This window comes from Nocardia sp. CC227C, assembly GCF_030767025.1.
Taxonomy (GTDB): domain Bacteria; phylum Actinomycetota; class Actinomycetes; order Mycobacteriales; family Mycobacteriaceae; genus Nocardia.
This window is the reverse complement of sequence record NZ_JASITE010000001.1, coordinates 111,611-130,218: the sequence shown is the minus strand read 5'-3', so window position 1 is coordinate 130,218 and position 18,608 is coordinate 111,611. Positions and strand designations below refer to the sequence as shown.

The window sequence follows — 18,608 nt, the reverse complement described above, 5'->3', positions numbered from 1 at the left end:
CTGGTGCGGCGATTCGTATTCGGATCGATCATCCGAAGCAATGCCGTCGTTATCCAGTAGCCCCGATGCCGATTCGAACGGTACCAGTACCCACTGGTAACTCTGCGCCACAGCAGTCCCGTCAATCACAGCCGTTACAGCGGCGTTTCAGTTTAAGATCGATAGAACCGCAAGGTAGACAGTGGTATTCGCGAGCCGTCGGGAAAACTCGCATAGGGGGTGCGCTAGGGGGTGCGGGAGAACCTGTTGCGGTACTGCTCGACACACCAAACCCGTTGCGCGGCAATGTATTGGCATACTTCGCGCGGTAGCGGACTCGCATTGCTCGAGGTAACCTCGCCGTACTGTCGTCACATTCATCGGCGAATTCGACCGCAGTTGTTCTCCCTTCCGTATCCGACATTTCCGCGCGTGCGATACCGCTGCCGCCGGCGCGAATATCGAGCGCGCGAAATTCCACGAGGTGATGCCATGACCGCCGCGACCTACTGGCGCGCGCTCGACCGATTCCGTGACATCGTCGCCACCCATCCCGACCGGGAGGCGGTGATATACGCCGACGGCCGCACCGCCACGGGTCTGCCCGACTACCGGCAGCTCACCTACGCCGAACTCGACGAGTGGTCCGACGCCATCGCGGCGAACTTCCTCGCCGCGGGCGTGGGCCGGGGGATGCGGACCATCGTGCTGGTGCGGCCGGGACCCGAGCTCTACGCGGTGCTCAACGGACTGTTCAAAATCGGTTCCGTACCGGTGATCATCGATCCCGGCATGGGGCTGTTCAAGATGATGCGCTGCCTACAGGCCGCCGATGCGGAGGCGTTCGTCGGGGTGCCCGAGGCGCAGGCGGTGCGCATCGTCTTCCGCGCCTACTTCCGCAAGGTGCGGCTGGCGGTCACCGTCGGACGCGGCTTCTGGCGCGGCCCCACCCTGGACAGCTGGGGCCGCACCCCGCCCGCGCCGCTGCCCGAACGCGAGCCCGCGCCCGACGACGAGCCACTGCTCATCGCCTACACCACCGGCAGCACCGGTCCGGCCAAGGCGGTGGTGCTCACCCACGGCAATCTCAGCGCCATGATCGAGCAGGTGGACGCGGCGCGCGAGCATATGGAACCGGGCACCTCGCTCATCACCGCGCCGGTGGCGGGCATTCTGGAGCTGCTCATCGGATCCCGCTGCGTGCTGCCGCCATTGATCCCCTCCAAGGTCGGGGCCACCGATCCCGAGCACGTGGTGGACGCGGTGCACCGGTTCGGGGTGAAGACCATGTTCGCCTCCCCGGCGGTGCTGATTCCGCTGCTGCGCCATATCGAGCAGCACGGATCGACGCTGCCGACGCTGGAGAGCGTCTACTCCGGCGGTGCGCCGGTGCCGGACTGGTGCATCGCCGGGCTGCGTGCGGTGCTGCCCGAGGACGCGCGGGTGTACTCCGGCTACGGGGCCACCGAGGCGCTGCCCATGGCCACCATCGAATCCCGGGAACTGCTGGGCGATCTCGTGGAGGCGGCGCACCGCGGGGAGGGCGTGTGCGTGGGCAAGCCCGCCCTGCACGTGCGGGCGCGCATCATCGCGATCACCGACGATCCGCTGCCCACCTGGCACGATGTCGACGAACGGGCCGAGGAGCTGGCCGCCACGGATTGGGTCGGCGAACTGGTGGTCTCCGGGCCGAATGTGAGCACCCGCTATCTGTGGCCGGATTCGGCCAATACCGTCGGCAAGATCCGCGACGGCGAGGTGGTGTGGCATCGCACCGGCGACCTGGCGCGCATCGACGACCAGGGGCGAATCCGGTTCTGCGGGCGCAAGAGTCAGCGTGTGGAAACCGCCGACGGGCCGCTGTTCACGGTGCGGGTGGAGCAGGTGTTCAATGTCGTGTCCGGAGTGGCGCGCACGGCGCTGGTTGGCGTCGGCGAGCGCGGTGCGCAGCGGCCGGTGCTGTGCGTGGAACTCGAGCCGGGGGCCGACCGCAAGGCCGTGGAGGTCGAAATGTACAAGCGCCAGGCCGAATTCGAGATCACCGCCCCGGTGACGGCCTTCCTGTTCCATCCCGGATTCCCGGTGGACATCCGCCACAACGCCAAGATCGGGCGCGAGAAGCTGGCCGTCTGGGCCGCCAAACAGCTCGATTCCTAGTCCAGGAGGAGACGGTGAAAGAGATTGTGCTGCGGTCGTTCCTATCCCTGGGATCACTGGTCCGGCTGGCGGGGACGATCACCGCGGCGGTGAGTATCGCCGCCGACGAACGAGCGAGCCGCACCGGGCGGTGCGGTATGCGCGGGATCGGCCGGGAGGCGCGGTGAGGGCACTGGTGACCGGGGCTTCCGGGTTCCTGGGCGGGGCGTTGGTGCGCCGCCTGGTGCGCGACGGCGACTACCGGGTATCGATTCTGGTGCGCCCCACCAGCACTCTGCGTGATATCGCCGCCGTGCTGGATCAGGTGGAGGTGGTCAATGGCGACCTCGGTGATCCGGCCTCGCTGGAACGGGCCGTCGAAGGTGTCGACATCGTATTCCACAGTGCCGCACGGGTGGACGAGCGTGGGACCCGGGAGCAGTTCTGGAACGAGAACGTCACGGCGACCGAGCGGCTGCTGACGGCGGCGCGGAACAAGGGGGCGCGGCGGTTCGTGTTCATCTCCAGCCCGAGCGCGCTGATGGACCGCGACGGCGGGGATCAGGTCGATATCGATGAATCGGTGCCGTACCCGCGCCGCTTCCTGAACCTCTACTGCGAGACCAAGGCGGCGGCCGAACGGCTCGTACTCGCAGCGAACACACCGGATTTCACCACCTGCGCACTACGGCCGCGCGCCATCTGGGGTGCGGGTGACCGGTCCGGGCCGATCGTGCGGCTGCTGAGCCGGGCGGCGGCGGGAACGCTGCCGGATCTGTCGTTCGGCCGCGAGGTGCACGCCTCGCTGTGCCATGTCGACAATATCGTCGAAGCCTGCGTCAAGGCCGCTGGCTCCGACGAGGTCGGCGGGCGGGCGTATTTCATCGCCGACGCCGAGCAGACCAATGTGTGGCGGTTCCTGCGGCAGGTCGCCGCGGAACTGGGCTATCGCCAGCCGGGACGCAGGCCGCCGCGGCGGGTGGTGGAACTGGCCGTCGAGGTGATCGAAACCCTCAGGCGCGTACCGTATCTCGCCGAACACTGGACTCCGCCGCTGTCGCGGTACACGGTCGCGGTGCTCACCCGCACGGGCACCTACGACACCGGGGCGGCCGCCCGCGACTTCGGCTACCGGCCGATCACGGACCGGGATACCGGAATGGCGGAATTGCAGCGGTGGCTGCGCTCCGGGGAGGTGATTCCCACGACGACGCGCTGACCGGCGATCGGGCGCTACTCGCCGAGCCTTGTGTTACCAGCGGTACCAGCTAGCATGGATTGCATATTCCGTGCCGGGGTATTCCGCTGGTGACAGCTCCGGCCGGATGAGCAGTGATGAGCAGTACGGCGATGAGCAGTACAGCACCGCACTCAATGAGGAGAGCGCCCGATGCCGGTATTCGACTTCCACGGCGTTTCCGTCGCCTACGACCGTGCCGGATCGGGCGACCCGATCTTGTTCTTGCACAATATCGGTGGTGACCGGCGGATCTGGTCGCATCAGACGCGGGCCCTCGCGGCCACCAACAGCGTGTACGCCCTCGACCTGTTCGGCTTCGGCGAATCCGATATACCGACCAGTGGGTACACGGTCGACAATTACGTGCGCCTCGTCTCGGAGTTCATCGCCGATCACGGATTGCGGGACGTCACACTGGTGGGCAATTGTTTCGGCAGCGCGGTGTCGCTGTTCTACGCCCGGCAGGAGACCCGGCGGGTGCGCGCTCTGGTGCTGTGCAGTCCGCTCACCGCCGCCACCCTGCGTCCGACCCCGACCGGTTGGACCGCCAAGGCCGCCCGGCGCATCCGACTCGACGCGCTGGCCGCGGCGACCAAGGTGCCCACACTCGCGGCCGGCTGGGTGGTGCGCGAACAGCTCGGCCCGCGCGGCCGCCACATGGACGCCACCGCCTTCGCCGACTTCCGCGACCGCTGGACCGAACCCCGCCGCCTGCTGGCCCCCGCCGCCATCGCCCGCGACTTCGACCGCTTGGCCGCGCTGGACGACTTCCGCCCCACCCTCGCCTTCCCGCCCATCACCACCATCTGGGGTGCGAAGAACCGCATTCTGTCCGCCACCGCCGGATCGGCGCTCAACCGCACCCTCTCCCCCGTCCGGTCGCTGCTGCTGCCCGACTGCGGCCACCTGCTCATGCTCGAGGATCCCGACACCGTCACCGCCGCGATCCGTTCGGCCACCGCCTCCGCCATCGCCAGCTGACGGCCGACGCGGCTCAGGACCCGACGCGGCTCAGGGGGCCGGGTAGTCGAACATGACCGTGCGGGCGGCCGGATCGGCCTCGACCAGACGGACCCTGACCCGCTTCCCCTCCGGCGGTCCGCCCGTGCATTTCGACAGCACGGGCGGGTCGGCGACGAAGATCTCCGCGGGACGGGTGCCATTGGCCTCGCGCAGCACGACCGCCTCGAATGCCGTGCCCACCCGAGAGTGCAGCACCGTGGACTCGGTGAGGTCGATGCAAGCGCGTTCCAGCTTGCCCGCCACCGCATCGGAGCGGCGCATGGATTCCGCGGCGGCGTCCAAACCCTCCCGCACCCAGGGCGGAACCTCGACGCCCGCGCAGTGCGCCAGGCAGATCTCGGTGGCGTAGCGGTCGGAGAGGCGGCGCAGCGGCGCGGTCACATGGGCATAGGCCGCACCGATGGCGCTGTGCTGCAGAGTGTCCGGATCCTCGCCGTCCAGCACGGTGTAGGACGCGCCGCGCAGCAGACCGGTGGCCTCGGACATGAGTACCAGTGCGGCCGGGGTGTTGGGGTCCAGGCGGGCGAGCATGCGGCCCACGGATTCGTCGGCGGGCCAGTCGATTCCGACGGCAGCCGCGGTGCGGCGCATGGATTCGGCGGCGGACGCGGGGGCGGGCGGCATGGTGCGCAGCAGGCCGAGACGGTGCGATCCGCCGCCGTCCAGCATGATTCGGGCGGCGCACATGCCGGTGAGCAGCGAAACCTGCTCGTTCCAGTCGTCGGCGGCGGTGCGCGGCTCCACCACCAGCTGCCAGTGGTCGTCGGTGTTGTCCACACGGATCACGCTCTGCGAGGGCAGCCGCAGCGAGATCGCGCCGCGCGCCAGCCCGGCCTCGATGCGCAGGCGGCCGAATTCGGGCAGCGCGGCGATGGCGGGGTGCAGCCGACCGGCGTCGGCGTCGGCCTGCACCCCGGTGTAGTCCAGACGGGCGCGGGAGCGCACCAGGGCGCGTGTCACCGACCAACTCGTCGGCTCGGCGTTCGCGTCGAGTTCGATGGTCCAGAGCGCGGCGGGGCGGTCGAGGTCGGGCAGCAGGCTGGAGCGGTCCTCCGACAGCACGCGGGGATGCAGGGGCACCGTGCCGTCGGGCAGATAGAAGGTCTGGCCGCGCACCAGGGATTCGCGGGCGAGCGCACCGTCCGGCGCGACCACGGCCGCGACATCGGCGATGGCGTAGTGGAGTCGGAATCCCGTCGGGGTCCGTTCGAGATGCAGCGCCTGGTCCAGATCCAGTGCGCCGGGCGGGTCGATGGTGACGAGGGGAATGTCGGTGCGGTCGACCCGGTCGCCCGCGAACGCGTCCACCGCGTCGCGGGCCTCCGAGAGGGCCTCGGCGGGATACGCCGAGGCCAACCCGAATTCGGTTCGGACGGCGCCGAAATCGACCGGCGCCGAAACGATCCGCTGATGTAGTTCCACCGGGGGGCTGGTCCTACTGCAGAGCCAGCATGGTGCCGTTCAACTGGTCGAACGGCCCGAAGACGGTGAACACGACCCGGCCCTCCGGATACTGCGACGACAGCTTCGCCGCGGAATCCAGCGCCTGCCCGAAGGAGGCGGCGGACGGATGCGGCAGACCGGCGAGGGTCTGCCCGAAGTGGCTGTCGGCCACCCAGCGCGTATCGGCGGGAGTGAGATCCACCTGCACCCCACCCGGCAGCGGGGTCACGGCGACCGCCGAGGCGGACCCGGAACCCATCACGGCCAGCACGGCAGCGGTACCGGCGAGCAGCCCACCGGTGACCAGCTTGCGAGCAATTCGCATATAGACGAAACCTGCTTTCCGACGTTCGTTGATGCCCTGTCGCCCCGTTGCTATCACCCGCAACGGAACTTTCCAACGCGCAACACTTTATGAGATCAGTCACGCTCCCGGCTAGTTCCGGGCAGAACGACCGGTCGACACGCCGTGCCGCGCCGCGTCCCGACCGCTCCACCCGAGCTGTAGGGTTGCCGTCGCATCCGCCGCGTGACCGCGCGTGGACGCCTACTTCCGACACCGAGCGATCCGAGGAGTTCCCCACCGCATGTCGATGATCCTCTTCGACCACCTGCTGCCCCTACTCGGCCCGGAGCAGGCCAGTTACTGGGCTCAGTTGCTCGTCGTACAACCGAACTGACCGACCGGACGCAGACGGCGGCGGCGACCCCCTCGGGGGTCGCCGCCGCCGTCGCGTCGAGCGCCGAAACGGGATATCCCCCACGGCGATCGCGATAGCCGTTGGCTATGCGCACGGGGCGGACGAGTCGGTCTGTAAGCCGGATCCTGTCCCCGGTTCGCACCGGGGGACGGCCATCCATCTGGACACACCGTTGCCGGGTGCCTCGAGCAGTCCACCCGCAGGCTCGGGCGAGCAGCCCTCGAACGCCTGCGCAGCCGCACTCTCGCCGAGAGTGCGGCCTTCGACCTTGCTCCGGGCGGGGTTTACCGAGCCGCGCCGGTCACCCGGCGCGCTGGTGCGCTCTTACCGCACCGTTTCACCCTTACCCACACCTGACGTGTGGGCGGTTTGTTTTCTGTGGCACTGTCCCGCGGGTCGCCCCGGGTTGCCGTTAGCAACCGCCCTGCTCTGTGGAGTCCGGACTTTCCTCGGCGACGGGCGGCGGCACAGCCGTGCCCGTTCCCATCGCCGCGGCCGCCCGACCGACTCGTCCGCGCAACCAGGGTACGGTAATGGCTCATGGAGCGTGTCGAGGTGGGGTTCGAATCGGAGGGTCACCGCTGTGCGGGGTGGCTGTATCTACCGGACGGACCACCCAAACCGCGCCCGCTGGTCATCATGGGGCACGGGCTGGGGGCGGATCGGGAGATGGGGCTGGATCGCTATGCCCGGCGGTTCGCGGCGGCCGGAATGGGCGTACTGGCCTTCGACTACCGGCATTTCGGCGGCTCGGAGGGTGAGCCGCGGCAGGTGATCAATATCGCCCGCCAGCGGGCGGACTGGCGGGCCGCCATCGCCTACGGGCGCACCCTGCGCGGATTCGACGCCACCCGGATCGCACTGTGGGGCAGTTCCTTCGGCGGGGGCCATGTGCTCGCGGTCGCGCCGGAGGACGACTACCTCGCCGGAGTGGTGGCGCAGTGCCCGTTCACCAGCGGCTGGTCCTCGGCCCTGGCGAAGGGACCGATCAGCCTCACCAAGACCGGCACGCTGGCACTCACCGACCTGGTCATCGGACCGCTGCGCCGCAAACCCGTCGGCGTGCGGCTGGCCGGACGCCGACGCTCCGCCGCGCTCATGAGCGCCGCCGACGTCCCCGAGGGATTCGGCCGCCTCGCCGAGGAGAGCACCGCCTACCGCCCGAAAGTCGCTGCCCGCGTCGGGCTCTCGGTGCTGTTCGACAAACCGGTCAAGCGCGTCAAGGACATCAAGGTCCCGGTGTTCTACGCGGTCTGCGAGCACGACAGCGTCGCCCCGCCCGGCCCGACACTGGAAGCCGCCGCCCGCACCAAACACGCTGTCGTCAAGCAATATCCGATCGGCCACTTCGACATCTACTTCGACGACTGGTTCGAGAAGGCGGTCTACGACCAGACCGAATTCCTGACCGCGGTGCTGCGTCCGTAGCGCGGGCCGATCAGTCGCGGCCGCCGGACGCCGCGGTGCGGTCGGCGGCCACCGCTGCTTCGGCCATTCGTCCACCTCCAGACGCCGCCGAAGTACCCCGCGCCGTACTCGGCAAACGCCCGCCCCGGGGCGGGCTTACAGGTAGGAGGTGTCGTTGACCAGCCGGACGGAGGAGCCGCCGTCGGAGTAGAACTCGGCGATCGAGAGCGAGGCCAGGTCCAGGTGCAGGCGGTAGAGCAGCGAGGGGCCGACCCCGAGTGCGAGTTGGAGCAGGGTCTTGATGGGCGTCACATGGCTGACCACGAGGACGTTCTCGCCGGGATGCAGCGCCACCAGGTCGCGGCGCACCGCCTCGACCCGCTCACGCACCTGGTCGAAACTCTCACCGCCGGGAGCGGGCAGCGACGGATCGCCCAGCCAGCGGGTGTGCAGTTCCGGATCGTGTTCGCGCGCCTCGGCGAACGTCATCCCTTCCCACGCACCGAAATCGGTCTCGATGAGCCCGTCCAGCACCCGCACCGGCACCCCCAGCGCGTGCCCGGCGGCCTCCGCCGTCTCCCGCGCCCGCCCCAGCGGGGACGAGACGATCGCCGAGATATTCCCCCTCGCCGCGAGCATCTTCGCGGCCCTGGCGGCCTGCTCCCGCCCCAGCACCGTCAGCGGCGGATTCCCGCGCCCCGAATACCGCCGCTGCACCGACAGTTCCGTCTGCCCGTGCCGCAGCAGCAGCAACCGCGTCGGCCGCCCCACCGCCCCGGTCCAACCGGGAGCCGTGTGCGCGCCGCCGCTCGCCGCGACATCACCGCGTGCCGTCGATGCCGTGGACGATTCCGCGACCGCATCGGGCGGCGTGGATGTACCGCTGCGCGACGTGGTCTCGCCCCCGATACCATGGTCGGGTCCGCTCACCTCGGTGCGCGTGCCCGAGCCCGGGGGCACCGGGTCGGCCGTGTCCCCCGGCACGTCGGCCAGCGCACCGCGGACCTCCCCCACCAGGTCGCCGTCGTCCATGGCCTGGTTGGCCAGCCGGTCGGCGTCGGAGTTCTGCGCGCGCGGGATCCAGTCGAAGCGCACCCCGTCGAAGCCCGCGACGAGCTGCCGCGCCCGGTCGGCCAGCGGAATCATGGCCGCGTGCTTGACCTTCCAGCGGCCCGACATCTGCTCGACCACGAGCTTGGAGTCCATGCGGACCGCCACCTCGGTGGCCCCGAGTTCGGCGGCGGCCTCCAAACCGGCGATGAGACCGCGATATTCGGCCACATTGTTGGTGGCGACGCCGAGGTACTCCCAACGCTGCGCGAGCACCCGCGCATGATCGGCATCCCAGACCACCGCGCCGTACCCGGCGGGCCCGGGATTGCCGCGCGATCCACCGTCGGCTTCGACGATCACCTTCACCGTTGCTCGCCCTTCCCGGCGCGGCCGCTCACAGTCCCGATTGCTTGGTGCGCACCAGGATCGCACCGCATTCGGGACAGCGGACCACCACGTCGGGTGCGGTCTTGGCGATGCGAGCGATCTCGCCGCGATCCAGTTCGATCCGGCACGCCCCGCAGCGGCGGGCCTGCAACAGGGCCGCGCCCACGCCGTAGCTGGCGCGCTGCTTGTCGTAGACGGCGGTCAGCTCGGCGGGGAAGCGACCGGACAGGGCGGCGCGGTCGGATTCGCAGCGCTGCGCCGCGGCCTCCAGATCCCGCAGCGCCTCGTCGCGCTTGCGCTGAGCCTCGGTGAGCAGCCGTTCGGCATGGTCCAGATTGGCCCCGGCGTGATCGTGGTCGGCGGCCGCGGCCTCACGCCGCTCCATCACCTCGATGAGGTCGTCCTCGAGCACCGTGCGGCGGCGCTCCAGGCTCGCCAGTTCGTGCTGGAGTTCCGAGAGCTGCTTGGCCCCGACCGATCCGGCGGTCAGCATGCCGCGGTCGCGCTCCTCGCGCTTGCGCACGGCGTCGATCTCACCCTCGAGCTTGCGGATATCGCGATCCAGATCGTCGATGAGGATCTCCACCTTGACCGCCGCGTCCTTGCGCGCCGTCCGCTCCGCCTCGAGCTGCCGCACCTCCTGCTCCTCGGGCAGCACCTTGCGACGGTGCTCGATCCGCGTCAGCTCGGCGTCGACTGCGGCGAGGTCGAGCAGCTTGGCTTGGATCGATGGTTCGACATTCAACGCGGAGGCTCTCCTGGACGCTGTGGACAGTTCAAGACCCCCACCGTACTCCGTCGGCAGCGTCGATTTCCCAACCCACCCGCCAGCTGGGCGGATGTTCACCGCGAGGCGTGCGCGTGGACCGCACCCGTGACCCGGCCCACGAATTCGCGGTGGGCAGCGGGGCGGATATCCGACACACTCTCGGGTATGAGCGAACATCGGTACGAGGTCGAGGTGGTGTGGTCCGGGGCGACGACGGACTACCGGTCCTACAGCCGCAATCACGAACTGCTGACCGCCGGGCGGCCGCCCATCCTCGCCACCGCCGACCCCCAGTTCCGCGGCGACCCGGAACGCTGGAATCCGGAACAGCTGCTGGTGGCCTCCCTCTCCGACTGCCACATGCTCTGGTACCTGCACCTGTGCGCAACGGCCGGGGTGGTGGTCACCTCCTACCGGGATACCGCACTGGGCGTAATGGACGACGAACGCTTCCGCACGGTCACCCTGCGCCCGCACATCACGGTCACCGACGCGGCGATGATCGACAAGGCGCACGGCCTGCACGCCGAGGCGCACACGCGGTGCTTCATCGCCAACTCGGTGAACTTCCCGGTGCTGCACGAGGCGACGATCGTGGCGGAATAGCGTGCGCTGCAACGATTTTCCTGATCGGTAGCACCGCAGGCACCAGCGGGAAGGGCGACGGCCGACGAAGGCGGCACGGCCGCCGCCGACCTTCGGCCGTCCGTTCAGCAATCGGCCGCGCCGATGGTCCACGGGTCGGTGCGCAGCGTCGAGACACGCGTCTCGACCCCCGGCAGCGCCGCCCGCACGACACCCTCGGCCTGTGCGCACCAAGGGAATTCGGTGGCCCAGTGCGCGGCGTCGATGAGCGCCGGACCGCCGGAGCGCAGGTGCTCGTCGGCGGGGTGGTGGCGCAGATCCGAGGTGACGTAGGCGTCCACCCCGAGGCGGGACACGGTCGACAGGAAGGAGTCGCCCGCCCCGCCGCACACCGCCACCGTGCGGACGACGCGCTCGGGATCACCGGCGGCGCGCACCCCCCAGGTGGTGGCGGGCAGTGTTGCGCGGACGCGCGCGGTGAACGTTCGCAGCGGCTGCGGCTGCGCCAACTCCCCGACCCGGCCGATGCCCAGTCCGGACGGCAGGGGTGCGCGCTCGGTCACGTGGTAGGCCGGTTCCTCGTAGGGATGCGCCGACCGCAGGGCGCTCAGCACCGCCCGCCGGGCCGACGGCGGGGCCACCACCTCGACGCGGTCCTCGGGCACGATCTGGAGTTCCCCCACCGCCCCGATGGCCGGGGCGGCACCGTCGAGCGGCCGGAACTGCCCCGTCCCGGTCACCGACCAGCTCGCCTCCCGGTAGTTACCGACCGCACCCGCACCGGCCGCGAACAGCGCCTCCCGCACCGCCTCGGTATGCGTGCGCGGCACCAGCACCTGCCACTCGTCCTGCGCCCCAACAGGTTTGGGGTCGAGCGGCCCGGTGACGCGGAGCCCGATGGTGTGCGCCAGCGCGTCCGACACCCCCGGATCGGCGGAGTCGGCGTTGGTGTGCGCCGTGAACAGCGCGCAGCCCGAGCGGATCAGCCGGTGCAGCAGAGCACCCTTCGGCGTGCTCGCCGCCACCGTGTCCACGCCGCGCAGCAGCAGCGGATGGTGCACCACCAGCGCCTGCGCACCCCACTCGACGGCCTCGTCCACCACCGCGGCGGTCGCGTCCACGGCGAACAGCACCCGCGTCACCGCCTCGCCCGGATCACCGCAGACCAGCCCCACCGAATCCCAGGATTCCGCCAAGCGCGGCGGATACGCCGCGTCCAGCACACCGATGACATCCGCCAACCGCACCGCCGTCACGATCAACCTCCTCCAACGCCCGAACGAACATCGTTCACCGGATACCCGCCTCGGATCACAATCCGACGTCTTCGATGGCCGCGACCAGACGGTCCACCTCGGCAGCGGGGCGAACCGCCACGCGCAGGCAACCGGCGTCCAGTCCCGGGAAGGTATCACCCCGGCGCACCGCGATACCCTTGTCCGCCAGCCGCTTCCGCAGCAGTTCCGCATCCGGGACACGAATCAGCAGGAAAGGACCGGCGGCGGGCTCGTGCACCGCGATGCCGAGCGCGCGCAGCCGGGGGATCATGGCGGCGCGGTCGGCGGCAATGGCCCGCGCCGTGCGGCGCGTCTCGGCCACGGCGGCCGGTGCGCTGGTCGCGGCAATGGCCTCCAGTTGCAGGGAGCCCAGCGGCCAGTGCGGGCGGCCGTGGCTCAGCCTCGCCAATATCTCCGGCGCGCCGAGGGCGTAACCACAGCGCAGCCCGGCCAGCGCCCAGGTCTTGGTGAGGCTGCGCAGCACCAGCACATCGGGAAAATCCTTGCCGGACAGGGATTCCGGTTCACCCGGCACGGCATCGGCGAAGGCTTCGTCCACCACCACGATCCGCCCGGGGCGGCGCAGCGCCAGCAGCGCCTCGGCCGGGTGCAGCACCGAGGTGGGATTGGTCGGATTGCCCACCACCACCAGATCGGCCCGCTCGGGCACCAGCCCGGCGTCGAGGGCGTACGGCGGCTCCAGCACCACCCGCGTCACCGGCACGCCCGCCTCCCGCAGCGCCAACTCGGGCTCGGTGAAGGACGGATGGATCACCGCCGCCAGCCGCGCCCCCAGCCGCGGCAGCATGGCGAACCCCTCCGCCGCCCCGGCCAGCAACAGCACCTCCTCGGCCCGCCGCCCGTGCCGCGCCGCCACCGCCGCCCGCGCGTCCGCCACCGCACCGCCGTCCGGATACCGCCCCAGCTCCCCCAGCCGCCCGGCCAACCGCACCCGCAACCACTCCGGCGGCGCGGTCCCCTGCACATTCACCGCGAAGTCGACCATCCCCGGCCGCGCATCGACATCCCCGTGATGGCGCAGCCGCTCGCGATCGACGGAGCCGTGCGACTCGATGGCAGCACGCTTCGGGTCGGTGGGGGACGCATCCGCCACCAGTTCCGATTCGCGGCTCGCCGCGGTGTCCTCGTCGCGGCTCGCCGCGGTGTCCTCGTCGCGGCTCGCCGCGGTGTCCTCGTCGCGGCTCGCCGCGGTGTCCTCCGGCACAGCTCCCTACCCTACGTGGCGGCCCCGTAGGTCGAACCGACACAATGGCTGTTGTGGGCGAGCTGCATGTGACCTTCATCTGCACCGGCAATATCTGTCGGTCGCCGATGGCCGAGAAGATCTTCGCGGCGCATCTCCGGCGCGCCGGTCTGGCGGACCGGGTGCGGGTGAGCAGCGCGGGCACCGGCGGCTGGCACGTCGGGGACGACGCCGATCCGCGCACCACCGATGAGCTGCGGCGACACGGATATCCGGTGGGGCATGCGGCGGCGGTGATCGGAGCCGACCATCGAGCGGCGGATCTGCTGGTCGCCTTGGACACCTCGCACGAGCGCGCCCTGGCGCGCATGGGGGTGCCGTCGGCGGCCCGGCGGCTGCTGCGCAGCTTCGACCCGGCGGCCGACGGTCCCGATATCGCCGATCCGTACTACGGCGACCAGCGCGATTTCGAACTGGTGCGCCAGCAGATCGAGGCCGCCGTCCCCGGCCTGCTGGACTGGGTGCGCGAACAGCTCGGCGAGCCGGTGCGGGGCGTCTCGTGAGCGGCCGGTCGGCGCTGCGGCGCATCGGATTCCTGCTGCGGCCCAGCTGGCTGATCCTGGCCGCGGTGGTGGCCGGATTCGCCTACATGTGCTTCACCGTGCTCGCCCCCTGGCAGCTGGGCAAGAACTCCGCCACCGAGCACCGCAATCAGCGGATCGCCGATTCGGTGCGGGCCGCGCCGGTCGACGTCACCGCCCTGCTCGACGGCACCGACACCGACAGCGAATGGCAGCGCGTCACCGCCTCCGGCGGATACGTGCCCGACTCCACGCTGCTGGTGCGGCTGCGCCATCTCGACGGCGCGCCCGCCTTCGCGGTGCTGGCCGCCTTCCGGCTCGACGACGGCCGCACGGTGCTGGTCGACCGGGGCATGGTGGCAGCCGTCGACGGTTCGCGGCCGCCCGCCATCGCTGATCCGCCCGCCGGGACGCAGCGGCTGGAGGCCCGGGTGCGCAACTCCGAGGGCATTCCGGCGGACAGACCCCCGATGACGGAGGACGGCCTGCGCCAGGTGTACTCGATCGACACCGCGCAGGCGGCGCAGGTGCTCGACCTGCCGATCACCGCGATTCCCACCGACGGCCGCGGCGGCTACCTGCAACTGTCGGAGGATCAGCCGGGCGTCTTCACCCCGGTCCCGCTGCCGCAACTCGACGCCGGACCGTATCTGTCCTACGGCCTGCAATGGCTGGCCTTCGGCATCATGGCCCCGCTCGGTCTCGGCTACTTCGTCTACGCCGAACTCCGCGCCCGCCGCCGCGAGAACGCCGCGGCCGACTCCCGCGACACCGCCCCTGTCACCCCGACGGAGAAGGACGCGGACCCCGCCACCCCGCCACCCGCGAGAAAGGCCCAGACCACCGAAGCCCGGTTGGCCGACCGCTACGGCGGCACCCGCCGCTGAGGACCGGAATCGCGGCCCGATCGACCGACCCCGGGGACCGATCGCGGCTGTGACGCCGGGCTCGGCTCAGTCGACACGGGTGACGCTGTGCGTGAACCGCATATCCGGCCAGGGCGGCCGACGCAGCATCGCGGCGGTGGCGAGAGCGGCCGCCACCAGCCCGACCAGCTCACCCAGCAGGGCGATCCGGGTCCGGTCGTAAGCGGGTTCGAAGGTCACCTTCCCCTCGTGGATCACATACATTCCGACCGGCCGGGGCGTCTTCCGGAAGTACCCCGTCCGGCTGACCGGGACGATGGTCGTCCCGTCCGGCGTCTGATACGGCGTCCCGAAGGTATCTCCCGCGTCCGCGGTCGGCAGCTCGGCCAGTCGATCCCGCACGGTCATTGCGCTACCCCAATCGTGAGTCCCTGCGCCACATCGTGTTTCGATACGACGTACCAGACCAGGGTATGCCGGAGGACCATTCGCCCGTGTGCGAGCGGTGACGATCGGCGCGATTCCGCGACCCCCGGCGCGGCTTTTGGGCGCGTTGCACAGCGAATCCCGGATTCGGAGGCAATTCCACAAATTCGCGGCAATGCGGCATCGACACTGTGACCCACGCCATAGATTCCGAGCCGCTTCACCTCGACACGCTCTACCCCAGGAATACCTATGCGCCAGCGCCTCACCCTTCTCGCCGCCACCACCGCCTGCTGTCTGGTCGCCACCGGCACCGCGACGGCCGGCACCATTTCCTTCGCCCCGGCGGTGAATTCCCCGACGGGCGGGGATTTCCCGTCCTGGGGTCCCGGCCCGTCCCCGATCGGTGTGGTCACCGCCGATTTCGACGGCGACGGCAAGGCCGATATCGTCAGCGCCGATTTCGGTGGTCCGGGCCCGGTGCTCATGACCGGCAACGGTGACGGCACCTTCGACCCGGGGACCCGGGTCGGCACGCCCGGCAACGGCTACGGCGCGGTCGCCGCCGGTGATCTCAATGATGACGGCCGACCCGATGTGGTGGCCCAGTCGTGGACCTTCATCGCGACCTTCATCAACAACGGCGACGGCACCTTCGCCGCCGCCAAGACCTATCCGACGCTGGAGGGGGCCCAGCAGGAGGTCATCGTCGCCGACGTGAACGGCGACGGCACACAGGATGTGCTGAGCCTGGTGCCCGCCGGGGTGAAGACCTGGATCGGCAAGGGCAACGGCGAACTCGACGGCAAGGGATCGACGATCATTCCGGGCGCGGCCGCGGCGTTCACGGTCGGCAACTTCGACGGGGACGGGAAACCCGATATCGCCATCAACAATGACGTGCTGCAACGGGTGCACGTGGCGACCAATCGCGGCGACGGCAGTTTCGAATTGCGCGGCGGCAGCACCTCCGGATTGATCACCGAGGATATTCGCGCCGGTGATTTCACCGGTGACGGTATCGACGACGTGATCACCGCCGATTCGTTCTCCTTCAGCACCACCCTGCTCGTTTCCGACGGCGAGGGCGACTTCTCGAAGACCAACCGCGTGCCACTGTCCGGACTCGGCCCCACCAGTATCGCGGTGGGTGACTTCGATCGCGACGGCAAGCTCGACGCCGTCATGTCCGCCGTACTGAACTCCAAGATCATGGTGTTCAGCGGGAACGGGGACGGGACCATCGACCGCGCCGGTGACCACGATGTCACCTCGCAGCCGCAGACTCCGGCACTGGCCGACTACGACGGTGACGGCAAGCTGGATGTGGTGGTGGCGGGCAGCGCCAACGAGCTCTCCTTCCTGAAGAACCAGTCCTGACCACACCGCCGCGCCCCCACCCGCCGGGGGCGCGGCGGCGCGTCGACTACCCTCGCCGGGTGCGTACCGGGACCTCGACCGCAGCGGGACTGCTGCTCGGATTCGCGCTGGATCGCCTGCTCGGCGACCCGCGCCGCTGTCATCCGGTGGCCGGATTCGGTTCGGCGGCAATGGCATTGGAGACCAAGACCTACCGGGACAGCCGGGCCGCGGGTGTGCTGCACGAAGTGGTGCTGGTGGGTTCGGCGACCGCCGTCGGGCTGCTGGCGTGGCGGGCGACGCCGGGCCGGGTGCTGCTCACGGCCGCCGCCACCTGGACCGTGTTGGGCGGGCGCAGTCTGGCCCGCACCGGCCACGCCATGGCCGACCGGCTGGCGGCCGACGACCTGGCGGGGGCGCGGGAGTTGCTGCCCTCGCTGTGCGGACGCGACCCCGAGGTCCTCGATGCCGACGGATTGGCGCGGGCCGCACTGGAATCCATTGCCGAGAATACCTCGGACGCGACGGTCGCCCCGCTGTTCTGGGGCGCGGTGGCCGGAATTCCGGGCCTGCTGGCCTACCGCGCGATCAACACCCTCGACGCCATGATCGGCTACCGGAACGAGCGCTACCGGAAGTTCGGCTGGGCGGCGGCCCGCACCGACGACGTTGCCAATCTCGCGCCCGCCCGCCTCACCGGCCTGCTCACCGCGGCGCTGGCCCCGCTCGTCGGCGGCCGCCCGACCGCGGCGTGGCGGGCGTGGCGGCGCGATGCGGACTCCCATCCCAGCCCGAATGCGGGGGTCGCCGAATCCACCATGGCCGGGGCCCTCGGCGTCCGCTTGGGCGGCCGCACCCAGTACCGCCACGGCGTCGAGATGCGTCCGACGCTCGGCGACGGCCCCCCGCCCCGCGTGGCGGACCTGCGCCGCGCAGTCACCCTCTCCGAAGCCGTCCAGCTCGCGGCGGCCCTCACCGCGGCGGGTATGGCGGCGGCTCGGGGACGCTGAACGGTGACCGCACCCCGCCGCCGGGGATTCCGCGGCGACCACCGCCGTACCCGCCGGCGAAAGCGGGCGACCGACCGGTTCGTGTAGAAATATCCCGACGCTCCGGACGACCGGTGGCCGCCTCCCGCAGCGGGATGTCACACCCGCCCGTCCCGTGTCGTCCTCCTGATACACAGGCAACACGTAGCCCCCGGGCGACCCCGAACGAACGGCGAGACAGTGGCGACCGACAACACCCCCGACCCGACCGACCTGGCCCGGCAGTTCGAGGAGCACCGTCCCTATCTGCGCCGGGTCGCCTACAGCACGCTCGGCAGCCTCAGCGACGCCGACGACGTGGTGCAGGAGGCGTGGCTGCGCTTGCAGCGGCACCACGAGGGCGATCCGGGAGTGGAGATCGAGAATCTGCGCGCCTGGCTGACCACCGTCACGGGCCGTCTGGCGCTCGACCACCTCGGTTCGGCGCGCGCCCGCCGCGAGCAGTACGTGGGCGAATGGCTGCCCGAACCGGAAGTGAGCGCCTGGGAGGACGATCCGGCCGACCGGGTCACCCAGGACGACCGGGTCACCACCGCCCTGCTGGTGGTGCTGGAATCGCTGTCCCCCGCCGAGCGCACCGCCTTCGTCCTCCAGGATGTGTTCGGCCTGACCGGCCCGGAGGTGGCCGAGGTGGTGGGCCGCACCCCGGCGGCGGTGCGGCAGTTGGCCTCCCGTGCCCGCAAACATGTGCAGCAGGGCACCCCGCGCTTTCCGGCCAGCCGCGACGAGCACGCCAAGGTGGTGTCGGCCTTCGCGGTGGCATGGCGTTCCGGCGATCTGAGCGCGCTGGTCGGCATGCTGGACTCCGACGTCACCTTCACCGCCGACGGCGGCGGCAAGGTGCTCGCCTTCCTGGAACCGCTGCACGGCGCGCAGACGGTGGCCGACACCTTCATGTCCTTCCTGCGCGCGGCGGGCGAGGTCGAGAACGCATGGCTGCGCAAGGTCACCGTCACCGGGCGGCCGGGTCTGGTGGTGTTCGACGGCAAGCACACCGGGGTCTTCTCCTTCACCGTCGACAACGGCCGGATCACGGCCATCGACGCGGTCCGCAATCCGGACAAGCTGCGCGACCTGCCGATGGACGGCGACCCGGACTGGACGCTCGGGCGCTAGCGCACCG

Annotated in this window: 18 protein-coding genes and 1 other RNA gene; 11 read left to right on the top strand and 8 right to left on the bottom strand. The window is 70.5% G+C overall.

All coding sequences use genetic code 11. The annotated features are described in order from the left end of the window. Positions 1 to 471 precede the first annotated feature (471 nt). The 4 genes from QMO76_RS00600 (at position 472) to QMO76_RS00585 (ending at position 4,336) form a co-directional block, all read left to right on the top strand. On the top strand, positions 472 to 2,136 hold the full coding sequence (locus QMO76_RS00600) for a fatty acid CoA ligase family protein (protein WP_306359139.1): 1,665 nt from the start codon (positions 472 to 474) through the stop codon (positions 2,134 to 2,136). A 14-nt stretch (positions 2,137 to 2,150) separates the two neighbouring features. Then, complete coding sequence (locus tag QMO76_RS00595) at positions 2,151 to 2,303, top strand: hypothetical protein (RefSeq protein WP_306359138.1); 153 nt, start codon at positions 2,151 to 2,153, stop codon at positions 2,301 to 2,303. Beyond that, positions 2,300 to 3,334 (top strand): NAD(P)-dependent oxidoreductase, encoded by a 1,035-nt coding sequence (locus tag QMO76_RS00590; protein WP_306359137.1) that lies wholly within the window; start codon positions 2,300 to 2,302, stop codon positions 3,332 to 3,334. The genes QMO76_RS00595 and QMO76_RS00590 overlap by 4 nt, the downstream gene beginning before the upstream one ends. 171 nt (positions 3,335 to 3,505) lie before the next feature. Next, positions 3,506 to 4,336 (top strand): alpha/beta fold hydrolase, encoded by an 831-nt coding sequence (locus QMO76_RS00585; RefSeq protein WP_306359136.1) that lies wholly within the window; start codon positions 3,506 to 3,508, stop codon positions 4,334 to 4,336. A gap of 30 nt (positions 4,337 to 4,366) precedes the next feature. On the opposite strand, the gene QMO76_RS00580 is transcribed toward QMO76_RS00585, so the two are convergent. The 3 genes from QMO76_RS00580 to rnpB all read right to left on the bottom strand — a co-directional run bounded on the left by QMO76_RS00580 (position 4,367) and on the right by rnpB (position 7,033). Continuing rightward, on the bottom strand, positions 4,367 to 5,800 hold the full coding sequence (locus tag QMO76_RS00580) for an RNB domain-containing ribonuclease (RefSeq protein ID WP_306359135.1): 1,434 nt from the start codon (positions 5,798 to 5,800) through the stop codon (positions 4,367 to 4,369). Positions 5,801 to 5,813: 13 nt separating this feature from the next. Next, positions 5,814 to 6,146: a hypothetical protein gene (locus QMO76_RS00575; protein WP_306359134.1), complete on the bottom strand. Its 333-nt coding sequence runs from the start codon at positions 6,144 to 6,146 to the stop codon at positions 5,814 to 5,816. 474 nt (positions 6,147 to 6,620) lie between these two features. Then, an RNA gene (gene rnpB, locus QMO76_RS00570) (RNase P RNA component class A) lies at positions 6,621 to 7,033 on the bottom strand. Positions 7,034 to 7,062: 29 nt separating this feature from the next. Here rnpB and QMO76_RS00565 point away from each other — a divergent pair. Beyond that, positions 7,063 to 7,950 carry an alpha/beta hydrolase gene (locus tag QMO76_RS00565; protein WP_306359133.1) on the top strand — a complete coding sequence of 296 codons (888 nt, stop codon included), beginning with the start codon at positions 7,063 to 7,065 and terminating at the stop codon, positions 7,948 to 7,950. Positions 7,951 to 8,085: 135 nt separating this feature from the next. Here the strand turns inward: QMO76_RS00565 and QMO76_RS00560 are convergent, their stop codons facing one another. Both QMO76_RS00560 and QMO76_RS00555 read right to left on the bottom strand, forming a co-directional pair. Continuing rightward, positions 8,086 to 9,348 carry a bifunctional RNase H/acid phosphatase gene (locus tag QMO76_RS00560; protein WP_306359132.1) on the bottom strand — a complete coding sequence of 421 codons (1,263 nt, stop codon included), beginning with the start codon at positions 9,346 to 9,348 and terminating at the stop codon, positions 8,086 to 8,088. 28 nt (positions 9,349 to 9,376) lie between these two features. After that, positions 9,377 to 10,114 carry a zinc ribbon domain-containing protein gene (locus QMO76_RS00555; protein ID WP_306359131.1) on the bottom strand — a complete coding sequence of 246 codons (738 nt, stop codon included), beginning with the start codon at positions 10,112 to 10,114 and terminating at the stop codon, positions 9,377 to 9,379. 189 nt (positions 10,115 to 10,303) lie between these two features. Here QMO76_RS00555 and QMO76_RS00550 point away from each other — a divergent pair, with 189 nt between their 5' ends. Continuing rightward, positions 10,304 to 10,744 carry an OsmC family protein gene (locus tag QMO76_RS00550; RefSeq protein WP_306359130.1) on the top strand — a complete coding sequence of 147 codons (441 nt, stop codon included), beginning with the start codon at positions 10,304 to 10,306 and terminating at the stop codon, positions 10,742 to 10,744. A 104-nt stretch (positions 10,745 to 10,848) separates the two neighbouring features. Here QMO76_RS00550 and QMO76_RS00545 read toward each other — a convergent pair whose 3' ends face one another. Beyond that, positions 10,849 to 11,979 carry a Nif3-like dinuclear metal center hexameric protein gene (locus tag QMO76_RS00545; RefSeq protein WP_306359129.1) on the bottom strand — a complete coding sequence of 377 codons (1,131 nt, stop codon included), beginning with the start codon at positions 11,977 to 11,979 and terminating at the stop codon, positions 10,849 to 10,851. A gap of 55 nt (positions 11,980 to 12,034) precedes the next feature. Further along, entirely contained in the window at positions 12,035 to 13,114 is a 1,080-nt protein-coding gene (gene cobC / locus QMO76_RS00540) for an Rv2231c family pyridoxal phosphate-dependent protein CobC (RefSeq protein ID WP_372341877.1), read from the bottom strand. Positions 13,115 to 13,269: 155 nt separating this feature from the next. Here cobC and QMO76_RS00535 point away from each other — a divergent pair, with 155 nt between their 5' ends. Next, positions 13,270 to 13,767: a low molecular weight protein-tyrosine-phosphatase gene (locus tag QMO76_RS00535; RefSeq protein ID WP_306359127.1), complete on the top strand. Its 498-nt coding sequence runs from the start codon at positions 13,270 to 13,272 to the stop codon at positions 13,765 to 13,767. 14 nt (positions 13,768 to 13,781) lie between these two features. Beyond that, entirely contained in the window at positions 13,782 to 14,672 is an 891-nt protein-coding gene (locus QMO76_RS00530; RefSeq protein ID WP_306359638.1) for an SURF1 family protein, read from the top strand. Between the two features lie 66 nt (positions 14,673 to 14,738). Here QMO76_RS00530 and QMO76_RS00525 read toward each other — a convergent pair whose 3' ends face one another. Next, a complete protein-coding gene (locus QMO76_RS00525) occupies positions 14,739 to 15,059 on the bottom strand; it encodes a hypothetical protein (protein ID WP_306359126.1) in 321 nt (106 codons plus the stop codon). Between the two features lie 270 nt (positions 15,060 to 15,329). Between QMO76_RS00525 and QMO76_RS00520 the strand changes: the two genes are divergently transcribed. The 3 genes from QMO76_RS00520 (at position 15,330) to sigJ (ending at position 18,601) form a co-directional block, all read left to right on the top strand. Next, positions 15,330 to 16,457, top strand: a complete 1,128-nt coding sequence (locus tag QMO76_RS00520) for a VCBS repeat-containing protein (RefSeq protein ID WP_306359125.1) — start codon at positions 15,330 to 15,332, stop codon at positions 16,455 to 16,457. 59 nt (positions 16,458 to 16,516) lie between these two features. Further along, positions 16,517 to 17,446, top strand: a complete 930-nt coding sequence (locus QMO76_RS00515; protein WP_306359124.1) for a cobalamin biosynthesis protein — start codon at positions 16,517 to 16,519, stop codon at positions 17,444 to 17,446. A gap of 219 nt (positions 17,447 to 17,665) precedes the next feature. After that, complete coding sequence (gene sigJ / locus QMO76_RS00510; protein WP_306359123.1) at positions 17,666 to 18,601, top strand: RNA polymerase sigma factor SigJ; 936 nt, start codon at positions 17,666 to 17,668, stop codon at positions 18,599 to 18,601. Positions 18,602 to 18,608: the final 7 nt, after the last annotated feature.

Bases quoted from the DNA above. Each gene is read 5' to 3' on its own strand.
- QMO76_RS00600 (WP_306359139.1), top strand. From the start codon at position 472: ATGACCGCCGCGACCTACTGGCGCGCGCTCGACCGATTCCGTGACATC.
- QMO76_RS00585 (WP_306359136.1), top strand. From the start codon at position 3,506: ATGCCGGTATTCGACTTCCACGGCGTTTCCGTCGCCTACGACCGTGCC.
- QMO76_RS00575 (WP_306359134.1), bottom strand. From the start codon at position 6,146: ATGCGAATTGCTCGCAAGCTGGTCACCGGTGGGCTGCTCGCCGGTACC.
- QMO76_RS00565 (WP_306359133.1), top strand. From the start codon at position 7,063: ATGGAGCGTGTCGAGGTGGGGTTCGAATCGGAGGGTCACCGCTGTGCG.
- QMO76_RS00550 (WP_306359130.1), top strand. From the start codon at position 10,304: ATGAGCGAACATCGGTACGAGGTCGAGGTGGTGTGGTCCGGGGCGACG.
- QMO76_RS00535 (WP_306359127.1), top strand. From the start codon at position 13,270: ATGGCTGTTGTGGGCGAGCTGCATGTGACCTTCATCTGCACCGGCAAT.
- QMO76_RS00525 (WP_306359126.1), bottom strand. From the start codon at position 15,059: ATGACCGTGCGGGATCGACTGGCCGAGCTGCCGACCGCGGACGCGGGA.
- QMO76_RS00520 (WP_306359125.1), top strand. From the start codon at position 15,330: ATGCGCCAGCGCCTCACCCTTCTCGCCGCCACCACCGCCTGCTGTCTG.